At 43.3% G+C, this 25,500-nt stretch carries 15 protein-coding genes; all 15 read right to left on the reverse strand.

The genetic code is table 11. The annotated features are described in order from the left end of the window. Positions 1-25: 25 nt before the first annotated feature. A complete protein-coding gene (locus tag K6V26_RS18745) occupies positions 26-1,915 on the reverse strand; it encodes a RagB/SusD family nutrient uptake outer membrane protein (RefSeq protein ID WP_046145444.1) in 1,890 nt (629 codons plus the stop codon). 19 nt (positions 1,916-1,934) lie between these two features. Beyond that, on the reverse strand, positions 1,935-5,237 hold the full coding sequence (locus K6V26_RS18750; protein ID WP_046145445.1) for a SusC/RagA family TonB-linked outer membrane protein: 3,303 nt from the start codon (positions 5,235-5,237) through the stop codon (positions 1,935-1,937). 692 nt (positions 5,238-5,929) lie between these two features. Continuing rightward, a complete protein-coding gene (locus tag K6V26_RS18755) occupies positions 5,930-6,529 on the reverse strand; it encodes a ribonuclease HII (protein ID WP_010801852.1) in 600 nt (199 codons plus the stop codon). Positions 6,530-6,548: 19 nt separating this feature from the next. Beyond that, entirely contained in the window at positions 6,549-6,950 is a 402-nt protein-coding gene (locus K6V26_RS18760) for a VanZ family protein (protein ID WP_010801851.1), read from the reverse strand. 10 nt (positions 6,951-6,960) lie between these two features. Further along, a complete protein-coding gene (locus tag K6V26_RS18765; RefSeq protein WP_007655212.1) occupies positions 6,961-8,175 on the reverse strand; it encodes an aminotransferase class V-fold PLP-dependent enzyme in 1,215 nt (404 codons plus the stop codon). Positions 8,176-8,324: 149 nt separating this feature from the next. Beyond that, the gene (locus tag K6V26_RS18770; protein ID WP_046145446.1) at positions 8,325-9,113 is read right to left on the reverse strand and encodes a glycoside hydrolase family 16 protein; all 789 of its coding nucleotides are present in this window, start codon (positions 9,111-9,113) and stop codon (positions 8,325-8,327) included. 24 nt (positions 9,114-9,137) lie between these two features. Beyond that, positions 9,138-10,739 carry a YfcC family protein gene (locus K6V26_RS18775; protein ID WP_224263539.1) on the reverse strand — a complete coding sequence of 534 codons (1,602 nt, stop codon included), beginning with the start codon at positions 10,737-10,739 and terminating at the stop codon, positions 9,138-9,140. A 23-nt stretch (positions 10,740-10,762) separates the two neighbouring features. Further along, complete coding sequence (locus K6V26_RS18780) at positions 10,763-13,429, reverse strand: glycoside hydrolase family 2 protein (RefSeq protein WP_224263540.1); 2,667 nt, start codon at positions 13,427-13,429, stop codon at positions 10,763-10,765. 241 nt (positions 13,430-13,670) lie between these two features. Then, positions 13,671-14,447 (reverse strand): DUF4469 domain-containing protein, encoded by a 777-nt coding sequence (locus tag K6V26_RS18785; protein ID WP_010801846.1) that lies wholly within the window; start codon positions 14,445-14,447, stop codon positions 13,671-13,673. Between the two features lie 79 nt (positions 14,448-14,526). Beyond that, entirely contained in the window at positions 14,527-16,215 is a 1,689-nt protein-coding gene (locus tag K6V26_RS18790) for a hypothetical protein (RefSeq protein ID WP_224263541.1), read from the reverse strand. Positions 16,216-16,315: 100 nt separating this feature from the next. Beyond that, positions 16,316-18,277, reverse strand: coding sequence for a RagB/SusD family nutrient uptake outer membrane protein (locus tag K6V26_RS18795; RefSeq protein ID WP_224263542.1), 1,962 nt, complete (start codon positions 18,275-18,277; stop codon positions 16,316-16,318). A gap of 12 nt (positions 18,278-18,289) precedes the next feature. Continuing rightward, complete coding sequence (locus K6V26_RS18800) at positions 18,290-21,742, reverse strand: TonB-dependent receptor (RefSeq protein ID WP_195584136.1); 3,453 nt, start codon at positions 21,740-21,742, stop codon at positions 18,290-18,292. Positions 21,743-21,853: 111 nt separating this feature from the next. Then, complete coding sequence (locus K6V26_RS18805; RefSeq protein WP_224263543.1) at positions 21,854-22,792, reverse strand: FecR family protein; 939 nt, start codon at positions 22,790-22,792, stop codon at positions 21,854-21,856. A gap of 124 nt (positions 22,793-22,916) precedes the next feature. Further along, positions 22,917-23,492, reverse strand: coding sequence for an RNA polymerase sigma-70 factor (locus K6V26_RS18810; RefSeq protein ID WP_007655229.1), 576 nt, complete (start codon positions 23,490-23,492; stop codon positions 22,917-22,919). Between the two features lie 172 nt (positions 23,493-23,664). Next, positions 23,665-25,482, reverse strand: coding sequence for a DUF4091 domain-containing protein (locus K6V26_RS18815; RefSeq protein WP_122328126.1), 1,818 nt, complete (start codon positions 25,480-25,482; stop codon positions 23,665-23,667). Positions 25,483-25,500: the final 18 nt, after the last annotated feature.

The following is a 25,500-nucleotide window of genomic DNA, read 5'->3' on the forward strand; positions in this document are numbered from 1 at the left end:
TTTCTACTATTTCAAATAATCCTTCTTATTCAGTGATTTCGGTACCATAATACGGCCTAAGCTCATCATTAGACTTAAACACATAATAAGTCGTCGGATTCGTATACGGATTATTATAATGGAAGATGGCAGGATTAGCATTCAATTCAGCCTGGTTCCAGCCCGGAGTCCAACCTACATAGGCACCATCCATATCAATACAGTGCTGATAACGTTCACAGTTGGAACCTTTGTAAGCACGGTGGATACCAACTTCCAAACGTTTAGCATCAAAATAATTAATTCCCTCACCCCAGAATTCGATACCTTTCTGGAAAACATATTCATCCAGGAATGCGTCGGCAGTAGTTGCTGTACAGGTATAAGCGGAGTTACGTGTTTTCACAATATCCTCCAATGCTTTTGCTGCCGCAGGTACTCCCGATGTATGAAGTGCTGCCTCTGCTTTCAAGTAATACATTTCCTCAATACGCATGATCGGATAATCGACTGCACCACCGACAGTATGAGTACGATAGTCTCCATTATGCGGACGGAATTTCATATTTACATACAACCACGGCCATGACTGGAAACCGTTAGACGAATTGATACGTGCACGAATCCATGAGGCAGAACTGTTGTACTTATATTGATATTTATCAGGACCGAATCCAGAATAATCATCACTCCAATCGCTTTGAGTAGTACTTGTACTTACATCGTTCAATGCCCATTTGTTATTAATAAACTTGCCATCAGCATCTCTCTCCACTAAATACGGCTCACCCTCTTTCTGGTTTTTCGATTCATAGAAAAAGCTGGGGTCCAACCATGATTTCTTACGGAAGTCGTTATCCGAAAGGCGCTCGTACCATTTACGATCGAGTGAACGACCAACACGCCAACCATACACACTGAAAGTCGTTTCCGTTCCGAAGATCATAGCAAAAGAGAATGACTGATTGTTTCCCGTAGCAGCAGTGGTATTACCTTCGGAAATAGAAGTAGCCCACATCCATGAATTCTGAGAGTTACGATTGTTAAAGCCATTAACCGGATCGGTCCATTCTGCTTCCGTCAATGGAGTACAACCGGCTACAGAAATAGCCTTATCTGCATATTCACCGGATTTCTGCCAATAGGATGCTTCGTCTTTATAGGTAACGGATGTTTTCACACGAGAAGCCAGATTAGCATATGTACGGGCATACAAACCATACACAACCGCCAGGTTCGGCTGGGTTTTATCAGTACGGGTATATCCGCTCAGATATGTTTCTGCCTGCTGCAAGTCACTCAGGATCAAATCATAGGCTGCATCCACTGTTGCACGCGGATTATTGGAAGCCTCTTCCGATGTTGTCTTCTCCGTTACAATAGGTACACCCAAATTCGTCAAGTCATTTTCAGGACTTACATAGCTGTAACGGCTATCGGTCGGTTTCTTGTATTCCATAATCTGAACCAGATCCAGATAATAAAGTGCACGGTAAGCGTAGCTGACGCCCAGATATCCCTTTTTCGTATCATCCAAATCATTCACATCGATCATGCCGATAATATCGTTTACATTCTTGATATAAGAATAATAGAGATAAGAAGGATACAATCCACGATTGGAACCGGTAGCACTGATCGCTCCATAGCAATAAGCGCCCATGGTGTTATACCCATTCGCTCCGGAACAGACAAACTGGGTCGTACTATGTTCAAGCATGGCACGCATACTACCATACGAAATCATTTCTATACCACCGTCATCATTTATATACCCGCCCATTGAAGTATAAATAGAGTTGACCATCCCTTGTAAAGCCGATTCCGATGCTTGAATCTGGTCATTCAACACATATTCTGTCGGCAATGTTTCTTCGATACAGCTACTTAACCCCAGAAGAGCCGCAGCAGCCAATAAAATCTTATATTTCTTCATGATGTTTTCTTTTTAGTGTTTAGAATGTCAATGAAATACCACCTGAGATAGTACGTATCGGAGAATAAAGTTCCGGATTACTGTATCCTTTCAATGTATAGCGAGGATCGAATCCCTGGCGTGCAGAGAAGTAGAACAGGTTTTCTCCCGAGAAATAAACACGTATATTCTGAACATTGTACTTCTGTGTCAGACTGGAAGGCAATGTATATCCCAGATTAATATTCTGGATATTCAGATAGCTTGCGTTAGTAATGAAACGGTCTGAACGCGGATTCTGTGAATACTTTTCTGCAAACTGCAAACGCGGAATATTTGAACCTGTATTCTCCGGCGACCAGGCATTCAAGATGTCCTTATGCCAAGTTGTAGACGTAGTGGTGCTGGTGTGCATCAATGTCTGATAAGTATAATCGTAAGCCTTTCCACCCAATTGATAGTTCAGGTTGATAGAGAAGTCAAAACCACGATAGGATAATGAAGTACCCAAACCACCATAGAAAGAAGGAAGAGCATCACCAATCAGATAATCGGTTGCCTGACTTGCATCTTTGGTTGTTTCCTGTCCTGTGACATTTCCTGCCTCATCAAGAATATCTTTATAGAATAAAGACTCTCCTGTTTCAGGATCCAAACCGGCAAATTTAGGCAAGTACCAAGTATACAGAGAAAGACCTTCTGCCACAAAATATTTGTACTTGGATACAAACGATTTATCCAGATTGACATAACCATTATGTCCGTCTACCTTTGTTGTTTTGATTGCATCCGGTAAAGTCAATACTTTATTCTTTACATGAGAAATATTGAAGTTGACATCCCATTTGAAATCCTTATTGCTGATCAGAGTTCCCTGCAAAACCAACTCAATACCGGCATTACGCATATCACCCAAGTTAACGAAATAACTGGTGTAACCAATAGAAGGAGGTGTATTCAGAGAAAACAACATATCACTGGTTTTCCGATAGAAATAATCCAGGCTACCGCCCAAGCGTCCGCCGAAAAGATCAAATTCTGTACCTATATTCCAGTTTGTATTGGTTTCCCAAGTAATATCACTGGAACCTTTCTGACGCCACTGGTAAGCAGCCTGATCATCATTATTTACCACTTTGTAAGAATCGGCATACAAATAATCACCGATATTGTCATTACCCTGAGAACCGACAGAAGCCTTCAGCTTCAAAGAGTTCACCCAAGGTGCGTTAAAGAAAGCTTCTTTAGAAATAAGCCAAGCACCACCGACAGACCAGAAGTTACCCCAACGGTGTTCTTTCGCAAAACGTGAAGAAGCATCACGACGATAAGATACCGAACCGAAATACTTCGCATCGTAATTATACATAGCACGGAAGAAGTAACCTTCATTATTATAAGAATTTGAATAAGAATATGGATTATTATTCAAATTCAAAAGAGTAGCCAGTTCACGTGTTCCATCGATTCCGAAATTACGTCCGGAAGCACTCAATGATTCATATTTGTAATTATAATATTCATGACCGACCATTGCTCCGACATCATGTTTACCGAACTGCTTGTTATAATTCAACAACTGTTGCGTATTATAAGTGAAAGTGCGATAAGAAGCTTTCGACAAGTAGCCATTATCAGAAGAACTGGTATAGTAATCGACAAAAGGACTGGTTGCATAGGTATAACGACGATCATAATCATATGCATTGGCATTAAACGTGAAGGTCAGATCCTGAGTCAGATTAATATCTGCATAACCACTGGCAATAAAAGAGTTACCGGTCGTTTCATCAGAACGATATTTGTTTGAGAAAATACAGTTACCTCCCACACCGCCTGCACGAGTCAGATCGTAAGCTTGTGCAAAGTCATACATTTTCTCTCCCCACTGATCGATCATGATATTCTTATTTGCATCCCGGAGGTAAACAGGATAAATGGGAGCTTGGCTCTTTATGGTGCTCCAGATAGTTCCAGTACCGATTGTACCTTCGGATGTCTGACTGTAATTATATTTTGTATAGTTGAAGTTTGCACCGACTTTCAACCATTTTTTTGCCTGGTAATCCAGCTTTGCACGTGCTGTTAAACGTTTTTGCATGGAGCCTTCCTGAATACCGTCCTGATCCAGATATCCTATAGATGTATAATAGTTTATACGCTCGGAAGCACCTGATACCGATACGTTATACTCTTGACGGAAACCGTTCTGCAAACCGATCTCTTCCCAGTCATCGGCCTGCAACCAGAATTTTTGTCCATTATAATCATATAGTGCTCCCATGGTCGCTCCCGGATTCATTACACCACCCTGTTGGATAAAGTCTTGCCCTTCGGGAACCGTATATATCATATAACCCGGGCCGACACCACTGGATGAGTTTGTCAGATGTTGATTTGCCAAGGCATGAGCATCTGTTGCCGACATAGAGCCGCCCGGTTCAGTTATATAATAGTTATATAACATCTTGTAATAAGTTTCGTAGAACTGCTGGGCGTTTGTCGTCTTATAATTCTGGAGACCATTCGAGTTAGCACCCCATTTGGCATCAACAGAAACTTTTGCATCGCCATTTTTACCCTTCTTCGTGGTAATCATGATAACACCATTGGCACCACGGGCACCATACAATGCATTGGAAGCTGCATCTTTCAATACGGTCATCGACTCGATATCATTCGAGTTTATCAGGTTCAGGTCACCATCGAAAGGCATACCGTCAACCACGATCAAAGGTTCTGTATCTGAAGATATTGAACCGAAACCACGAATTGTAATAGAAGGCGAGCTACCCGGTTGTGAAGAAGAATTGCTTAACTGTACACCGGCTACACGCCCAGCCAAAGCCTGGGCCGGGTTCGAAACCTGCGCTTTCAGAAGGTCGTCCGATTTCATTATGCCGGCAGAACCGGTAAAGGCTTCTTTCGTACTTTTACCGAAAGCTACCACCACCACTTCGTCCAAAGCCTGGTTGTCTTCCTGTAATATGATTTGAATATTGTTTTTATTTCCTGGTTTTATTGTTTGGGTTACAAAGCCTACATAAGAGACTTGCAATGAACCGTTAGCTTTGACGGACAATTCAAACTTTCCGTCCATATCTGTCATAATACCATTAGTGGTACCTACTTCAACAACACTGGCGCCAATTACCGGTTCCCCGTTTTCATCTTTAACGACACCTGTCACTTTGCGGGTATTCTGATTTACCGATGCTGCTTCCTCTATTGCTACGGCTTTCCGGATATCAAGGTCTGAAAGATTGCTTTCAGCCGCCATGGTCAAATTAAGACAAAACAAAGGAATGGCCATGCAGGCAACTTTCTTTGTGTAATTATTCATAACTTAATTAATTAACGATTAGAACTTGAATAAAAAAACTATTCACGGATTAGGTTAAAAAAGGAACGATCCTTCTACCTCCTCTACTAGCTGCTATTGTACCTCATAATCAACCTGGAATAAAAGTTAGACAATTTTATATAGACTTTTTAGATGTATATATCTCCCTCTGCACAATACAGAAGACAGGAACTTTTTAGCGTTTTTATACCACAACAAACAATTAGCGTTTTTTTTCTAAAAATCAACAACAACAACAATATTCTATATGTATCCAAAGAAGACAATCCAATAGTAAATTATCAGATCGAGTTACCTGCATATTTTATCAAACTAAGTTTTTCAAAATATCAACACTAGTGGTATTATTAACATAGTTCACATAGGACTAGGTCTTTTAAGAAGATAAAGGGACTTTTCTCTGCAAGAAAGAAGTGATTTATAGCCTTATTTTATTAATTTTTGCATCAAAGTATATTGTTTTTGCAAAAAATACTATATTTGCAATCGGTTTCTTAACCTAGTCCTATGTGAACTATGTTAAAAAAAATAGTCCAAAGAGAGCACTAAACACTTTTTGGTTATGGGAATAACAGATCATAACCATTCACCCGAACGGTCAGATCATTCACCTCAAACTGCTTTACAAGTCAAGGCTTATCCTCTAAAGAATAAAAGATGAAGGATAAAAACTAAAAATTCAATGTTAATTGTTCCGGTAATAAAGTAAATGTTTTACGGTGATAAGGGGTAATTCCGATCGTACGGATTGCTTCACGGTGGGCTTTAGTGGGGTAACCTTTATTTTCAGTCCAGTGATAATCCGGATACTCTTTGGCAAGTTCATCCATATAATCGTCACGATAAGTTTTGGCAAGGATGGAGGCAGCGGCGATACTCAGATATTTACCATCCCCCTTCACCACTGTCGTATGTTTTATATCGGGATAAGGAGTAAAGCGATTTCCATCGATCAACAAATGCTCCGGTCTTACCTGCAACTGGTCAATGGCACGGTGCATAGCCAGAAAAGAAGCCTTCAGTATGTTTATCTTATCAATTTCTTCAGGAGTAACGATGCCGACAGCCCAGGCTATTGCCTCTTTCTCTATAACAGGACGCAAGGCATACCGTTTCTTTTCGCTCAACTGTTTGCTGTCATTCAAATCATCGTTCTTGAAATCAGGCGGTAAAATAACAGCAGCGGCAAATACCGATCCGGCCAAACATCCGCGTCCGGCTTCATCACATCCGGCTTCTATCCGGTTCGCTTCCAAATAAGGTAACAACATAGCGTTTTATTTGTATGAATCAATTTACTATCTTCTTTTTTATCATCCAGGGGCGCAACACGAAATAAGAGAATAAGGTTGCCAGTACAACTCCTGTGATGTTTGCCAGGAAGTCAAACCAGTCGCCTCCCCGATATGACGTACAATATTCCTGCAATAATTCAATCGCCCCGCTCATCAGGATCGGACAAAGCACGGCACCTATCCAGGCATGCCACAAGACCTCATCATATTTCCGGTGATTACGTAAAAACTCGATCCAAAGCATACCGGACAATCCGGCATACATACAAATATGGACTACCTTGTCTATTCCCGGGATCTTTCCGATCTCCACTGAAGGCGGCTTGAAAAACGACAGATAAATAACAACCAGAATGATTGTCAAGGATATTGGATATTTCTTCAGGTAATATAACATAGACTACTTATTAAAACATTTTTCTTACACGTTCTACCCCGGCTGCAAAAGTATCGATCTCCTCTTTCGTATTATAAAAGGAGAAAGAAGCACGCACGGTTCCTTCAATGCCTAAAGCCTGCATCAGCGGTTGGGCACAATGGTGACCGGTACGCACGGCAATACCCAAACGGTCGAGCAGCATCCCCATATCATAATGGTGAATATTGCCAACCAAAAAAGAAAGGACCGCCCCCTTATGGTCAGCCTGCCCGAAAATACGCATCCCTTCGATTGCATTCAGCTTATCAGTCGCATAACGTAACAGTTCGTCTTCGTAAACAGCGATATTATCCATCCCCAAACGATTGACATAACGCAAGGCTTCTGCCAAAGCCGTACTACCGATATAATCAGGAGTACCGGCTTCAAATTTAAACGGTAATTCATTGAATGTCGTCTTCTCGAACGAGACAGTCGCGATCATTTCGCCCCCCCCCTGGTAAGGAGGCAGTTTATCCAGCCATTCTTCTTTTCCGTACAACACACCGATACCGGTAGGCCCATATACTTTATGACCGGAGAATACATAGAACTCAGCATCCAAATCCTGCACATCGACTGCCAGGTGAGGCACAGCCTGCGCACCGTCTATCAATACCGGCACATCATGGTTATGCGCTTCCTCAATTATTTCTTTCACCGGATTTATTGTACCCAGCACATTCGAGACATGGGTTACGGAAACCAGCTTCGTCCGTTCCGAGAAAAGTTCACGGAACTGCTCCATATCCAGTTCCCCCTTTTCATTCATCGGGATCACTTTCAAGGCTATTCCTTTGCGGGCCGCCTGTATCTGCCAGGGGACGATATTGGAATGATGCTCCATAACAGAGACAATCACCTCATCGCCAGCCGACATACATTCGTCGGTGAAGCTGGAAGCTATCAGATTAATTGCCTCCGTTGTTCCGCGTGTAAAAATGATTTCGTTGGAAGAACGTGCATTCAGGAATGATTGTACGGTTTTACGTGCCTCTTCATGCGCTTCGGTTGCAGCCTGGCTCAGAAAATGCACTCCGCGATGGATGTTGGCATTTACATTATAATAACCGCTTTCTATCTTTTCAACCACACACCGGGGCTTCTGCGTTGTAGCACCGTTATCAAAGTAAATGAGCGGTTTATCGTATATCTTATGTTCCAGTATTGGAAAATCTTTCCGGATAGACTGTATATCTAACATAGCTCGTGTATCTTTAGTCGTATAACAAACGCCAAAGATACGATGTTTATTTTAACAACGGCGATTTATTCATTTATACAGATATAAGAATATAAAAAAAGCCTTTCGTTTCTACGCGAAAGGCTCTCTTGTACCCTATGAAGTCATTTTTATTGCTTTTGATAGAAGCGAACCCAGTCGATCTCCATTTCTACCGGCAGATCTTCCGGATCAACGGCACCTACCCAGCTACCGCCTAGCTGCATATCCAGCAACAGATAGAATTTACCGTCATTAAAGGGGAACTGCCCTTCCTTATCCGTTTCAATCCGGGGATAGGCAAACGTACGGGTTTCATTTATGAAAAACACCAGACTATCCGGATACATTTCTACTGTGTAGGTATTAAAATCATCCGGGTTGATAAGTCCCGTGCTCCCCTGTTTCGGATTATCTTTAATGCCCAGATCGAAAGTATAATGGGAATGGACTGTCTGATAAGCGATACTATCATTGTTCAGACGCTCCATAATGTCGATCTCACCTCCGCCGGGCCATTTACCATCCTGGGGCAGTAGCCAGAAAGCAGGCCATGCGCCGGTCGCTCCGTTCAGCTTTGCATGAATTTCCAGACGCCCGTTAGTAAAGCCTACTTTATCCTTTGTATAAACACCACCAGTTATATAGGCTGCCGTATCGTTCGGCAAACTGTGATTAACTAAGCCGCGCAATACCAACTTCCCGTCACGCATAGCATAGCAGGAGTCAAAATCGGACATATAGTTATTCCAGTCGGATTTGCCACGAGGGATCTTACTCCATGAAGCGGGATCAAAACTACCGGTCTGGTCGAAGTTATCTTCCCAAACCAATTTCCACTCAGCAGGTGAGGGTTTACAACACGGTAAGGCGATCATCATGCCCAAGCAGGCCAATAGCCCTAAAAAATTCTTTTTCATATCGCAGTATTTTAGAATAAGTGATTAGAATCCATCCAAAGGTATTAAAACTGTGGGAATTAACAATAACATTCCCAGCAAAATAAACAGGATAAGAATGCGGAAAAACCACTTCACCCATATTTCATAAGGTATACGAGCCAATCCGAGCGCTCCCATCAAAACACCGGAAGTAGGTGTGATCATATTGGTAAACCCGTCACCGAACTGGAACGCCAGCACTGTTGCCTGGCGGGAAATACCGATCACATCCGAGAATGGTGCCATAATCGGCATAGTCAATGCCGCCTTCGCCGAACCGGAAGGGATAATAATATTGATCGTAGTCTGGATCAAGTACATAACTCCGAGGGAAGCAATCTTTCCGGCCTCTCCCATCAAAGTTGCCATACTATGCAGGATCGGATCGATGATGCGCCCGTCCTGTAGTATCTGGATAATCCCGCCCGCCAGTCCGACTACCAGTGCAGCCGAAAGCATATCTTTAGCTCCGGTCAGGAACTGGCTGATGATCCCGTCGGCTCCCTCGTTATTGGCAAACCCGGACAACAGTCCCATAGCCAGGAAGATAGCCGATATTTCCATCAGATACCATCCATACCCCATTACTCCTACTACCAGAAAGACAATAGTATAGCCCAATAAGTTCAAAATAAAAAACTGATTTGACTTGCGCAGTCCCAACCAACCGGTCAAAGCAAAAAGGGCGGTAAACACCGGTACTGCCGGAAAACTCACTGTACTCTCTCCTACTTCAAATGTGGTAGAAGGATAATAGATCGAAAAGCCTGTCAATGAAAGCAATAACAACAGGTAGACAACCCAGGCGGAACGCGTCGTCTTTTCTTCCTGTATCTCTTCGGAAGCAACTTCTCCCTTTTCCCGCCAGTAGGCATCCGCCTCATACATAGGAGACAGCTTCGAATTCTTTTTCACCTTCGCCGCATAACGGAGAACGATAACGATCAGGATAGAAGTAAGTACCACCCAGCAAAACAACCGGTAACCGAAACCGGAGAACAGCGGCAAGTCAGACAATCCCTGCGCAATCCCGATTGTAAACGGATTCAGTATAGCACCTGAAAAACCGACATGTGCCGCCACATAAACCATACAGAGTCCTGTGATAGAATCATACCCCATCGATATGGCAAGCGGCACAATGATGATGACAAACGCAAGCGTCTCCTCACTCATGCCGAATACGGCTCCGAACAAACTGAACAGGATTATAATCAAGGATATCACGACATTATTCACTCCAATCATCCGGAAAAAGCCATATTTCTCCACCTTACGCGAACTACGCAAGAAAGATAGTATCCCGGTATCGATCGCCCGGCTACTGTTCATAATCTGGAAAGCTCCCCCGATAATCAGCAGGAAAGCTATGATGCCAGCCTGTTTCTCGAATCCTTCCAGCAACACACCGAAGACCTGCCAGCTCTGCGGAGCGGGATCGACTGCATGAAAGGAGTTATCTACAATAACCGTACGTTCGGTACCATTGACAACCCGTACCTCCCTGGAGTATTCGCCGGCAGGAATGATCCAGGAAAGAGCGGCACAGATCAGGATTACAACAGATATAATTGTGTAAGTATGCGGTATCTTATTCAGTTTCATTCGTTCTTTTGGATTAGAATTGCTTATCTCTGTTCTCCGAATTCAGTCTGCTGTCTTTCCACCTCTTTCAGTTTTAAGGCATTCACTTCTTTTTGAAGACGTTCGACTTCGCGTTCGGCTGATGATTTGCTCATTTGCATATCTGTCTTGCCGGTTACAGTCAGAGGAATAAGAGCGGCCTCCGATTGGTTATAGAGTAACGGATAAACGGCCGGGGTACTTTCCAGTTCAAGTTCTGCACTGATCGGCATCTGGGAGCCTTCCATCAGGACACTGGCTATGACTTTGATCTTCCCCGGTTTCAAGGTAGACTGTACCAGTACCGGAGCTGTTCCCCATTTCACCGGAGCCGGATTTGCCATCACATCGGAACCTCCCAGGATACGTCCTTCACCTTCGATATGGAACTTGATGAAGTAATTGTTCAGCCGCTTGATATTGCCTTGCTTATCGGCTACGGCGGCAACAACTGTTACAAAATCAGAGCCGTTTGCTTCCAGGTTCGTCCCTTCGTTATCCACCCAAAGTAATAGTTTCTCAGGACGGCGGGCAGGTGTTACTTTATGGGTAGCAACTACTTTTCCGTCTATCAGCCCTTCAGCCAGCAGATAGACATCGGCTTGTTTCCGTTCTCTCGACAAGGCTTTATCTATCATAAAGTCGTAGACATCAGGGAAAGTGATAACGGGCGAAGGCATCCCCTTGCGGTTCTTATCCTTCTTATAAGTATATGTTTTTCCTCCTTTGTTGTAAGTCAGCCGCACCTCATCGCAATTGGAATAAACAACCACGTCTTTTCCTGAGAACGGCGTCATTTCGTGGGCAATAAAAACCATCGGACCCGTTTCGGCAATCAGACCGGTCTTCACTGGCGGACGCTGTGCCATAAACATATAATAAGAGAACTTAGGCTGGCGGAATACATCCATGATTCCTCCGTAGAAAGGATCCGGATGATAACCACGCTGATGGTCGAACGAATGCCACAAACAACCACCCACATGCTGGCGGGAAGTCTGAAACAAAGCGTCATAGCTGGTATAAGGATAAGACGGAGAAGCATAATGTTGTGCCTGTACCAGCATGGCCTGTTCACCCCAATTGCGGGCAACACGGCTGGGTGAATTATGTGAATTCCAGTCGTCTACGTTATCTCCCCATTCACGGGTGAAATAGGTCTTCGAATCATCCGATTGTTTCAAAGCCCATTCCGCATCTGCATTCCGGGGATGGGTAAAGAGCACCGGAAAGACTTCATGACCGCGTGCTTCGCTGTCACTGCCGCAATAGCAGGAAGGATAAGGGTATTCGGCATGCACGATATCATTGGTGTTTTTGGCAAAGTCTGCCGGATACCAGGTCTCATTCAGGATCGGTTCCCAAAGCCATACCGAAGGATGGTTACGGTCACGACGCACCAGATTACGTATGTCACTGTAAACACGTTGCGCAAACTCAGGCGCATCGTTCCAGAATTGCCAGCCGGGAGTATTCACAATAACGAACAACCCCAGTTCGTCGCAAGCATCCATAAAAGCCGGGTCTTGCGGACAATGGGCGTTACGGATCACTTCCATACCAGTATCTTTCAGCTTTTTAGCATCACGCCAATGGATACTGTTTGCCACAGCATTGCCCACAACGGCAAAGTCTTGATGACGGTTAGCCCCGATCAATGGTTTTTCATAAGGTTTGCCGTTCAGCCAAAAGCCGTCTTTCCCTTTAAACTCAATGCTACGGATACCGATACGGCGACGATAGCCATCAATCACATTCCCTTCTTCATCACGGATACGAACCAACAGGTTATATAATGCAGGAGAAGAAGGACTCCATAGCAATGGATCCTTCACCAACAGTTTATCCGAACTTGTCACAGCCTTACCCGCTTTTATCCTGATCTTATCATTCAAAAAAGCCACCTGTTTGCCATCCGGTTGTTGCAATTCATATTCTACCACACCGGTAAATGCTTTCTTCGTTTCGTTACGAACCTGTATTTTCAACAAAACTTCGGCCGAAGCATCCGAGACCTTGTCGAAAGCGACGAACAAACCGCCTCCGGCAATCTCATTCTCATAATTCGGGTCTGTGATAAAGATATTGTTATGGGCTACCAACCAGCAGTCGCGGTAAATTCCTCCGAAATAAGTATAATCCAATACATCCTGTGCCTTTCCGGGAGGATAGGAAGGATCGTCGCTATTGTCGGTCCAGACTGCAATTACGTTATTACCGTTCCAATCCAGTACCTCTGTCACATCCACCACTACAGGCAGATAACCGCCAAAATGCTCCGTCAACTGTTTTCCGTTCACAAACACTTTACTCTTACCCATGATGGCTTCGAAATGCAGGAATAGCTTTTTCCCTTTCAAAGCGGCATCCGGTGTGAAATGCTTGCGGTACCAGGTTTCTCCCTGATAGTTGACACAACCGCTGGCTTCTGTCGGCAGGTATTCGATGCCATGTGGTAAGGAAACTACCGTCCAGTCTTTATCATTAAAATCGTTAGCTTCTGCACCAGCCAGACCTCCTTTATAGAAACGCCAGGCAGGATTCATCGAGAAAACCTCACGTCCGGAATTATCCATCCGAAAGAATCCGGCAGTCGAGAACTCCGGTTGATATGCTGCCCATAAAGGAAGACAGCAAAAAATCGATATAAGATAAATAATTAGTTTATTCATTGTTAATAATTTATATATGTTCAAATGTAGTGATAAAAAAGATATGTGGATAAATACATATATATTATTTATAGATATATTGTATAAATCCACATATCCTTATAAATTTTAGTTTAAGAACTAATTTGTTCCATGCTTGCTACATTACTACTTCCATGTCTGCTACATTACCACTTCCGTGTTTGCTACATTACCATTTCCGTGTCTGCTACATTACTTATTCCATGTGATGGAAGAAGCTTTATTCGATCTCGGGACGGTCACCGCCTCCACTACCTGCATTTCCTACTTTTAATATAGTATTAAACTGATATGACCGGGGTTCTTTAGTCAGAATGGTGCTATTACCACTAGCTTGTGTTGTTACTGTAATAAACCATGTACCTTCAGTTACTTCCGGAGGAAGTACAAATTGAAGTTTGGTAGAAGTATTCGGATATACCTTAGCCGGAGTAATAAATACTGTCTTGGATGAATCGTCAGCATTAGTAAATAAGATACCGACCGATTCTGCGTCGCCCTTCAAAGCGAGCCGCATACCTTGTATAAGAACCATTGAACCAGGATTCAGATGGGAAGCGACCATCTCTGTCGGATCCATTACAGCTTGAATGATAGGACCGACTGCACCGGTTTGTTCATACGCAAAGATAGAAGTGCCTTCGATAGCCTTTTTAGCACCTTCACCCTGAGTTAGATTAACCAATACTTTAAGCCGGTTGGCAGCGATAGGATGGCCTAGGTCCTCAGCGTAAACTACGCCTTGGAGGCCGATGGAGCTTTTAAAGAAACTGGTTACAATATTATAACCTTCAGCCGATGCTACAGAGCATTCTTCTAAGAATGTCTCAACAAAGCTTTTACCATCAACATTCTTGGTAGCAATTTCACGTTTTCTTAAACGTTCAATAATGCCATCGGGTCCTAGAGTGGCTAAAATCTGCGGAATGAGATAATAGTCAGTAGAATCATCTTTTGTAAGGTTGTTAACATGCGCGATCGCTTTAATTTGTGTCATGGTTTTAAAGTTTAATATAAATACTAAGGAAGATAATTCACTGTTAGTAGTTACAAATATATTACTTTTAATTTAACTTTTATAATTCTTTGCCTTTATTATTATTTTTATTACAGATATCTTGCCGGATAGAAACAAATACAATATCATCCATTCTTATTCCATCTATAGGTATCGACCGGGATATGCCAGCTTTCAATGAGAGTGAATTGCTTTTTATGCATTCGCCATTCTTATAAACATCCACTTTATAATGCCCCTTCTTCTGCGCCTTGCAATTCAACTTCAAGGATTGAAGGCGAGCTATCCGGCTACTATCCGTCATCTCTTTTGCTTCCGGGAAATAGATCAAGATCAATGTCTCCTGCCCATTTTTATTCAGATGGCTTACCTGTACCCCCGGTTCGTCTACCTGACAGGACACAGCACCCGGTCCGGGTAATCCCTCCCAGATGATATCTTCATTCAGAGATATATTTTTCAGCATCCGGATCAGTTCATTCCGTACATCCCCCAGTTCCGGCAATTCTTTACGAACTTCCCCGTAACAATAAACGCCGAATCCCTGTGCCGCCCTTTCCAGGGTATGCGCTATAAAATGACGGAACCAGACAGGTGAGTTGAAACGACCGATACCTATTTCAGAAGGGATCAATATGGGCAACTGATAGTTATATGAATTATTATACCTGTGATCTAACCCCAGAATAGCTTTATAGCCCCATCCTTTATAGAACATAGTACCTATCACATCCAGGTTTCCGTCGGCATAGGTAGAGGCGCTTGTTCCGGTCATAGCTACCCGTTCGGGATCTCCGGCTTCCGCTTGTGCCGCATCCAGGTTGAAGGATATTATTTTATACGGATCACCCTCATGATAAGCAGAAGTAAATTGTTGCCACCACCAATCCATTGCCTCTTTTTTAAACTGGGCATAATCTGTTTTATTGGTTTTATGCATCCATTCTTTATAAAGTTCAGCCGTTACCGGATTAAAATCGCTTTCATCCAAAAAGCTGAATCCTTCTTCATTTCCTAGCTGGACACCGATAACCGTTTCGTCAAACCTATAATGCCGGGCCAACTGATAAAGCATTCTTCTCACCCTGTAAAAGATTTCCTTATGACCATATACATGTAGCGGACGTACCCCATAATCTAAAATATCCTTGATATTCGAATACAACTTACCGTCCCGCTTCACCCACTGCATCGTATAGTTTGACGAGTCACGGTCATCCAGGTGAAATGTCCAGGCCGTTTCAGGTTTTAATGAAGGAACCCGCTCTTTCTGAGCATGCAGGAACAAGACCCATCCGACCTTCAAGCCCTGTCTTCCGGCCGCCGCAACCACCGAATCGGCAAAAGAATAATCAAACCGGTTGTCGGCCGGCTCTATATCTTCCCAATGCAACATGACATAGGCTGTGTTGGCTCCCATTTCTCGCATATCGGCAAATACCGAATCATAATCGGTATCTTTTTCATAACGGGTATCCCAATAACCGGTTTCAATCGCCTTCACATAGAAAGGTTCCCATTTCCCTTGTTCCTTTACCATATAAACGATTTTCCGATTAGGTAAACGAACCAATGCAGCCGTAGAAGGCACCGTATCCAGCATCCCGAGATCCACTATCTCGGCTGAGAGAGGCTTAGCGTGAGTCATAAAAGGTAACGGCTCACTCAACTGGGCAAATGACAAAGAAAGGGACATCCCAAACAAAGAGATGAAAATCAAGCAAGACTTCTTTAAATATGTATTCATGGCATGTAAGATTTAAAATGAAAAGCCAGCCTGGAAATCCGGCACAACAATTGTGTCCTCCAGGCTGGCTAAAGTACTATATTTTTTTCGGATTACGCGTTTAATAACCGATTGCTCCGGCATTTGCTTTCAAAGGCCATCCCGGATTCTGATATATCACGGAGGTTTCCCCGTTTTCCGGATCTGTTGCCGTAATACGGAAATGCTGCATGGCGATCGGACTTAAATAATGGGCGTCACACCAGTTGTATCCGTCATAGACCAGGTTCGATGTTTTAACGATCTGGTATGGACGCAGATATTCACTGTTCTTGGGGCTGGACACGTTAGCTGTTTTACCTTCGGTTCCCTCCGGAATCAAAGATGAGTTGCCCTGGCTATCCACATAGTTGTACTGCATCGGCCCCCACAACTTGAATCCTTCCACTTGATAATTCTTAATCTGATCCAGCGCTCTCCAACGTTTCAGGTCGTTCATACGGAAACCTTCTTCCATCAGTTCACAACGACGTTCACGACGGATATTGTATAACAGTTTGGATACCGGCTGGCCCCCGGAGTATACAGCCCAGTCTTTTTCCTTTGCCAGATCGGTGGCTGCTACTGTCATCTGGTAATCTGCCGGCAGACCGACACGTTCACGAATCGCTTTCCAATAAGAATCGGCTTTACTGTCGATACTGCTTCCGCCATTTTTCATGCAAGAAGCCTCTATATAATTAAGATAGGCTTCTACCGCACGAAAGACAGGTGATCCCTCCACACAATAGTCACCGTCGCGATACCAGGTATGCGGCATTCCTTTACGCAGGCAATAACCTGTTACGGCGCGCACTTCCTGTTTTGCCAGGATATCCGGATATCCGAACGTATCGACGTCGGACAGTTCGCTTAACAGCTCACCCGGTTCTTTCATGAACAGTTGCAGGCGGAAATCACGGTTTGCTTTCACTTCGGCAATCGTATTATCGCTCACATAGTTGGAAGAGGCATAAATCGGAAGGCCGTCCTCACAAAGGAATGTTTCTACAAAATCTCTGGTAAAACCGGAATTACCTCCTCCACGCTGTAAATAATAGCCGGCGGAATGCTTCTCTTTATACTCCATATCATATGTCCGCCAAAGAAGTATTTCCTCATATCCTTCCATACTTTCTGCGGCAAACTGTGCATAATAGGGATTATCCATCTTCTTCCCGAAGTTATTTGCAGTCAAAGAAACATTATCAGCAACTTCGGCAGCAGCTTTCATCGCTTCGTCCAGAAAATAATTGATCTCGTTATCGATGTTGATCGAATAATCCTTCAAATAAGCAGCGGAAGCACCCGGCCATCCGGGACCTCCCGGTACACGGTTCGTACCTTTATGATATGTTTCCCAGCTTGCCTCAAACAGGGCGGTTCTCGACTTCACCAATAAGGCGGCATTGCGTGTTATACGGTTTTTACCGCCAGCCGAATTGTTATTCAATAACATAATAGCCGAATCCAGGTCTGAAATAATAAAACGGGCCACTTCATTTCTCGGACGACGGTGGCTGGCTTCGGTCAAAGCCTCCTGTTCATCCGGCAATGTGTTACGTACAATCGGGAAATCTCCTAAGGTCTGAAGCTTACCCAAGTATTGCCAGGCGCGCATAAAATAGGCTTCTCCGATATAATGCTTAATATTGACATCAGTCCCTTTTATTTCTCCGTTCTGCCAGCGGGGCACTGCAATCTCCAGGAAATAATTCAGATTTCTTATCTTATCGAAGTTCCACGGGTCATCGCCCCGGCTGGAGAATGATTCGTTTACCCGCCATTCGCCCGGCACCCAACGGTTATTGAAAGAACCTGTTACTTGATTATCGGTATTGTTGTCATCTTTCCATGTGCCCAGATTCCAACCGTCATGAGTCGCAAAACTATACTGTTTGATTGTATAAGCAGCCAGATCGCTCTCGCTCCAGAAGAAAGCTTCGGGCGTGACGTTATCCAAAGGTTCCCTATCCAGAAAATCATTACATGATGTGAAGGAAAATGCTCCTATCAGTATGGGTAAGATATATTTTAGTTTCATAATGTATTAATTTTAGAATGTTACACTTAATCCGGTCGAAACCGTTCTTGACAAAGGATATGATTTGGCAGACTCCGTTACCGCACCATTCCAGTTTCCGTATCCCGAGCCTAATGTTTCAGGATCAAAGCTATCCGGCAAGCCACTGATCGTAAACAGGTTCTCCACCGAAAGGAAGACTCTTAACTTTGACAGCCCCGCCTTATTCGTCAGGCTGGCAGGCAAGGTATAACCTATCTGCAGGTTCTTCAAACGCAGATAAGCCGCATTCTGAAGGTAACGAGTCTGTTTCTTCTGATTCTTTCCGCCATCCAATATCGGACGAGGAAAATAAGCATTCAGGTTCGATCCCCAGTCGTCACCTTCAGAACGGAAGAAATCCAGATGGTCCGTGAAGCAAGTACTCTGCCACAATCCGCCACTGGCCCCCCAAAACATATTATCGCCTAACCAGTAATCCCGTTTTGCTACGCCCTGGAAAAACATACGGATATCAAATCCATTCCAGGAAGCATCCAGGTCGATACCGAATTTATAACGCGGACTGGAATTACCGATGATTTTCTTATCACCCGAATCGGTAATCGTATTACTGCCCTCATTCACTTCACCGTCGCCATTCAAGTCCTCATACATAATATCACCGGCTGCCCAGCTATTTCCGAATGATTGCTTATGGTTGGCAAGCCAGTCCTGCATTTCTTCATCCGTCTTTGCAATACCATGAGTTACATATCCCCATATTTCTCCGGAATACTGTCCTTCATACCAGGTGTTTAATGTTCCTGTCGGATTTGAATACCGGGTTACCCGCTGACGGTCGTCCGACAACAAGATATGTGCACCGTAATCGACTTTACCGATCCGGTCCCTCCATGCGATATCCAATTCAAAACCTTTCGATTCCATATCGGCATTATTCGTTTTAGGGACGGTGGCACCCAGGATAACAGGCAATTCAGGTGCCGGTCCTACCATATCCAGTGTTTTACGGTTGAAATAGTCAAAACTGAACGTAAGGCGGTTCTGCAAAGCGCCGACATCGATACCGATATTCCATGAACGCATTGTTTCCCACGATAATAATGTGGAGATCAGATCAGGAGCATTAGCGGTATTGGGTTTCATTCCATTCAGCAACCAATGACTGTTTGCATCGTTCGCTGCGAACTTGAGTAACTGGTAATAAGGATACAAATTGGTTGTATTCTGATTTCCCAATTCACCCCATGAGCCTCTAAACTTTAGATTGTTCACAACATCCGTATAAGGTTCCCAGAATGCTTCGCGTGCAATATTCCAACCGGCAGACACAGAAGGGAAAACATTCCATCTGTTATCGCGGGAGAAGCGGGACGTTCCGTCGTAACGGGCATTTACTTCCAGCAAATAACGTTCTTTATAATTGTAATTGATACGACCGAAGAAACCGGCTGTAGCCCAATGTGAATATCCGCCTTTCGTGATCTTGTCCGTTCCGGTGGAAGTATTCAGGGTAGGTAAATTGGATGTGATCATATCCGTTCTGGAAGCTCCCAGTTCCCGGTATTTATTCAGTTCCGCCTGGAAACCGACCATTACTTTAAAAGCGTGACCGCCATTAAGTTCCTTGAAATACTCCGTATAAACGTTCGGGTTGAAAAAGTTATTCTTGGTTGCCTGTTCCAATACGGAAGACTGTTCAGCCGGATTTGTCCACGGGTTGTTGTTCACGTCATATTTGGTTACCTGATTCACATCTTTATGTAGAAACTCCGTTGTAGTCCTGTAATTCAGTTCTCCAAAAATCTTCCAGTCCTTAATTGGCTCCAGGATAAGCTGGAACTGCTGGTACAGGTTGTCTTTCTGAGTCTTATAATCTCCACCCTGCAACAAACTTTCAGCCATGCTCATTCCATGTCCGTTAGGATCAAGGAACGGTTCCATAGGCCAGCGTTTTGCGATATTGTGATAGAAAACATTATCATCCACCGCAGAGGGTTTCTTATAATCATTCCGGATAAATTTCGAACTGTAATTGAAACTTAACCAATCTGTCGGCTTAGCATTGATTTTACCGGTAACGGTATAACGTTGCATCTTATCCGTATTAAATTTGAGCAGACCGCTCTGGTCCAGATAATTGGCAGACACATAGAATTGATATTTCTCACTTCCCCCATTGGCACTGACGGCATGTTCCTGTGAAAACGCGGCATTATTAAAATAGATATCGTACCAGTCGTTATTGGAATTTCCCTGCCAATCCCAACGGGTCGGGTTATTAGGATCCGGTACGGTTGTCGGAAGATACGTTCCTTCCTGATATGCCTTAATGCGTTCAAGCCATTCCGGTGTAAAACGTCCGGTTTCTCCCATATTTTCTGCGGCCCGGTTAAAATATTGGGCATAAGTATACGAATCTGCAATGTCGGGCGTATTGATTGCCGAAGACCAGCGGAAGCTGTTGTTATAGTTTACCGATATTTTTCCGGCACTCCCTTTTTTGGTAGTGATCAATATCACTCCAAAAGGCGCTCTTGACCCGTAGATTGAAGAAGCCGCAGCATCTTTCAAAACGGAAACACTCTCGATATCCTGGGGATTCAGCGCATTCATATCACCTTCCATCCCATCGATCAATACCAGTGGAGACGATTTCGAACCATCGCCGATCGTACCACCACCACGGATATTCAATTTCATATCATTATTCAGTTCTCCTCCGTTTCCGGAACCGGCATACGAGAAATTCAATCCCGGTACCAATCCCTGAAGCGCCTGACTGACATTCGCAACAGGTCTCGATTCCAAGGCTTTTGAAGCAACCGTAGAAACCGATCCTGTAAGATTCACTTTCTTCTGCGTACCGAAACCAACCACGACAACTTCACTCAAAGCCTGCGAATCTTCCTGCAAAACAACATTAATGGAAGTTTGATTACCTACTTTTTGCGTAATCGTCCTGGAACCGATAAAAGAATATTGCAATATCGCATTCGGACCGCTTACCTCCAGGGAATAATTCCCGTTCATATCCGTAATCGTTCCGTTTGTCGTTCCCTGTTCAACGACATTCACTCCGGCTACCGGCTGGTTCGTCTCATCGGTAACGGTTCCTTTCACCACCTTCTTCTGCGAAGTTCCTGTCGAAGCATTCCGGTTTTCCTTTGAAATACGGATACTCTTCCCTACAATCTCTATCGAAACCGGCTGCCCTTCAAACACCTTGTAAAGGACCTCCCTGATCGGTTCATCCGTGACATCTACAGAAGTTTTTTTCTGCATATTCAGATCTGAACTTTTTATCACATACGAATAGCCATTCTGTTTAGTGATCTGCTCCAATGCCTGTTCTATCGTGAGATTTGTTAACTTCATGGAAATCTTTTCAGCACCCTGTGCCGTCACTGTAGAAGAAACAAAGATCATCAACAGGAAAAACAGAAGAAGCGGTTTTTCATAAAAGGACTGTCTTGTTCTCATGTTAATTAATTTAATTGTTTATACAAAGTTTACATTCATGCATAGAAATATCCGTCAGCTGACCGTACGCTCCAGCTTACTACCTATATCTCTATCAAATAAATTGAGTTATTATCTTCTCTTTCTTATCTCAATCGTATCCTTATTATACGTTATAATCAACTTTTTATCATTGTTGATCGCATCCAGCATATCAGGCAACACTTCATGATTTACAAAGGATATATGATATCTATATTTTTCAATATCGTCATCTTCTATTTTGATGCGGACATTAAATATACGTTCCAGTTCGGCAGCAATCTCTTTCAGTGAATTATCTGCAAAATGGTAATATCCGTCTTTCCAGGACAAATCATCCTGATAAAGCAATTTTTCTTTCCTGGTGGTCTTATTCATTTTATTATAATGGACCTTTTCGCCTGGTTCCATATAAATTCCGTCTTCTTCTCTGACAGAAGGGGTGGATAAACAAACCGAACCTTCATAAAGACGGACTTCCATGGTCGGATCTTCCGGATATGCTTTTACATTGAATACCGTCCCCTTGACATGCACCCCACATCCGGCAGAATAAACGACAAATTCTTTTTCCTGTTGCCTGGTGACTTCAAAATAACCTTCTCCTTCCAGAGTGACATCCCGGTTATTTTTATTAAAATGACTGGAATATCGTAATTGCGAACCGGCATTCAACCAAACAACTGTTCCGTCAGGCAAGGTCAGTTTACTTTTTTCACCCAGCGGCGCTTCTACGATATAGAAAGATTCTTCATCCTGCATATCTTTCATATTCCACGCCATCCAAGCCGATCCCAACATCAGCAGGAACATGGCAGCGACAACCGCCATCCGCTTCACTGCAAAATATTTCCTATTCCCTTCCGCCAGATCGATACGGGCATTCAGTTTCGCATATTTCCTGCGCGTTTTCTCATCTGCTTTTACCTCTATCCCATCCCATATTTTATGAAGAGCCTTCTCTTTTTCCAGGCTGTCTTCAGTTTGAAGAAACCAGTGCTGGAAACGGAGTTGAACTTCCTTTGGCATATCGTTGCCAAAAAATTTCGTAAAAATGGAATATATATAATTTGTTCTCATTCTTAGTGGTGTTACATATATAAGACAGCCAAGTAGCTATGCACACGGAGTCTTATTGAAAAAAATTATTTATTTACATGAAAGTGATCACATACAAAACCAAAAGCTTCCTTAAATCACTCATTGCCTGCGAGATGTGAGACTCCACAGTACGTTTGCTAATATTCAACTGTTGTGCGATTTCATCATTGGATAAATGTTCGAACCGGCTCATCTTAAATATTTTCTTTCTTTGAGGCGGCATTTTTTCTATTGACATAACGATGAGCAGTTCCAGGTCTTCGGCATGTATTTTCTCCTCGATCAAATCCTCATAATCTTGTTTGTTCTTCTCGATCTCGATATAGTTTTCTTTAACCAGCAAATGGGAATAATGATTGTATACGGCATTTTTCGCCATACGGAACAGGTAAGACTTAAACGAATCGATCTGGGCAATCGTTTCACGATTACTCCATATCTTATAAAATATATCTTGTGTTATATCCTCCGCTTCAAGATCGTTTTTAAGCAAGCCACGCAAAAAATACTCGACACGGGGAGCGTACGTCATATAAAGTACTTCAAAGGCTTTACGGCTGCCTCCTGCAAGTTCTTTCAAATATTTTTCTTCAATCTCTACATTCATTCCCATAATCACAGATCTCATACCTAAGGCAGTAATAAATATCCCGTCTCTCTAAATAAAGTTCTTTACAAACATAGGGATTTTTTTTTGTTTATAATGTTAAGGGCTCAAATTTTGTTTCTATACTATAGAATAAGTAAAGGGGAAAATCGTTGTCTTCCCCTTTACAGTTCTCATTATTATGTCCGGCAAATCAATAACCATTTATGATCTTATTCGCTTCTGATATAACTGCCGAAGCGGGAACACTTTCCAATGTTTTTTCATCAAACAGGATCAATGCCTTATCTATTTTAGCTTTTGCCTGTTGATTCCCTGACAAATTGAACTCCTCCCTCAAAATCCTGATTTTCTCAAATGCCTGAATACCGGCAATCAGACGCTCAAAACGCATGGAGGTTCTTGCACCCGGATAGATAAAATAAGTATCTCCTCCCGGCCAGGTATAGAAGCGGCTGTCAAGCAACGGTTCGATCACCCAGCTGTTCAATGCCCAGCGGGAATAACCATCCAGATTTTCTTTCGCCGCATACCAACTGAACCATTCACATTCGGCAGGCGGATTAAAGGTAAATGTATTCGGACGAGGTTCTTCACAACTGGTATAAAAGGTAGTGACTTTACCCTCAGCCCTACGTTTAGCCTTCATCTCTTCTGAATATTTCATCCGCAATGCCACACAGAAATCATCCAGTTCGTCAGACAATTCTTCATGTAAAGCACCGGCTAAAGAAACCTTGAAGTCCGGATCGGCCTTATGTATCACTTTCAATGTTTCCTGCATAACCGCCATAGGACGTTCATCCATAGAAATATGGGTAATATCGAACCAGCCTTTTTCTTTCAAATGAGCAGCAAACGATCTCAGCATAGTTCCCCATATATCTTCATACTCCAGATCACCGGGTTTCATATCTATAAACTTCAGACTATTGGTTGCCTGGTCGAAATACTGAAAAGATAACCTCCAGGGAACCATCGAATAACAGTTTATTTCCTGCGTTACACCGACACTCATCATAAACTCTATCCACCGGTCGAAAACAGTGTAATCAAAAGACCAGCTGCCGTCTGCCTTCTTCATCCAGGTAATCATCGTTTCAAAATAATCGTACGTTTGCCCATTCCAGGGTTTATGCATGATGGAGGCAGTTATGACCTTTCCTCCCGCCTGGCGATACATCTCCATATAAGGACGCATACAATCAAAATGAGCCTTACTCCAGGGTTCAACCTGATGATAACGTGCTATTGCGAACGGATTCTGCCATAAGTCAAGATGATAAGTCCACTCGGACGGCATAGGTAAGATGCGATCTTTCACATTGATTTCTAAAATAAGTTCCCCGAGTGTTTTATCCCCGTCTTTCAGAATCACTTTGCCCTCATAAATACCAGCCGGACTATCTTGAGGAACCCATACGCGCACCCATCCTCCCTGAGTAGTACGCTCCGGTAAAGAAAGTACTTTTGTCAGGTGATCTATCGGATCGGCAACCAATGACGAATCAAATGCAGCAGCATCCGGACGGGAGCCACATCCCCCCATTCCATCCTTATTCAGTTCGTCTGTCATTACATAACGAACAAAACCTGACAACAACCGATCCTGACCAATCTTGCTTTTCTTATTTTTATGAACCAGTTCCGTTACAGAAAAGGATAGACTATGTAAAGGTTGATCACCCCATACAACCCACTGGGAAGCAACACGTTCTCCCTTCCATGCCGTCAGTTCGATCTCTTTACTTATCCGGCCGACTGGTGCCGGTTCTTCTTTTTTATACCGTATATCGGTAGAACCCCAACTTACACTTGTCCCTTTTACATTTTTCCATAATGCCGGATCCGTTGTTGCCGGATTAGGCAATTCTGCATACGTATCTACGGGAAAAGGTGTTTGCCCGGTAGATTGGCCGGAATGAGTGACTCCTACCGTCGATTGCGCCTGTCCCTGTATACTAAAACTGATACTTAAAAATATAGCAACTATTATTTTATTCGATTTCATACAAATATGTTTTTACGT

The sequence above is a fragment of the Parabacteroides goldsteinii genome, from assembly GCF_020091425.1.
GTDB classification, from domain to species: Bacteria; Bacteroidota; Bacteroidia; order Bacteroidales; family Tannerellaceae; genus Parabacteroides; species Parabacteroides goldsteinii.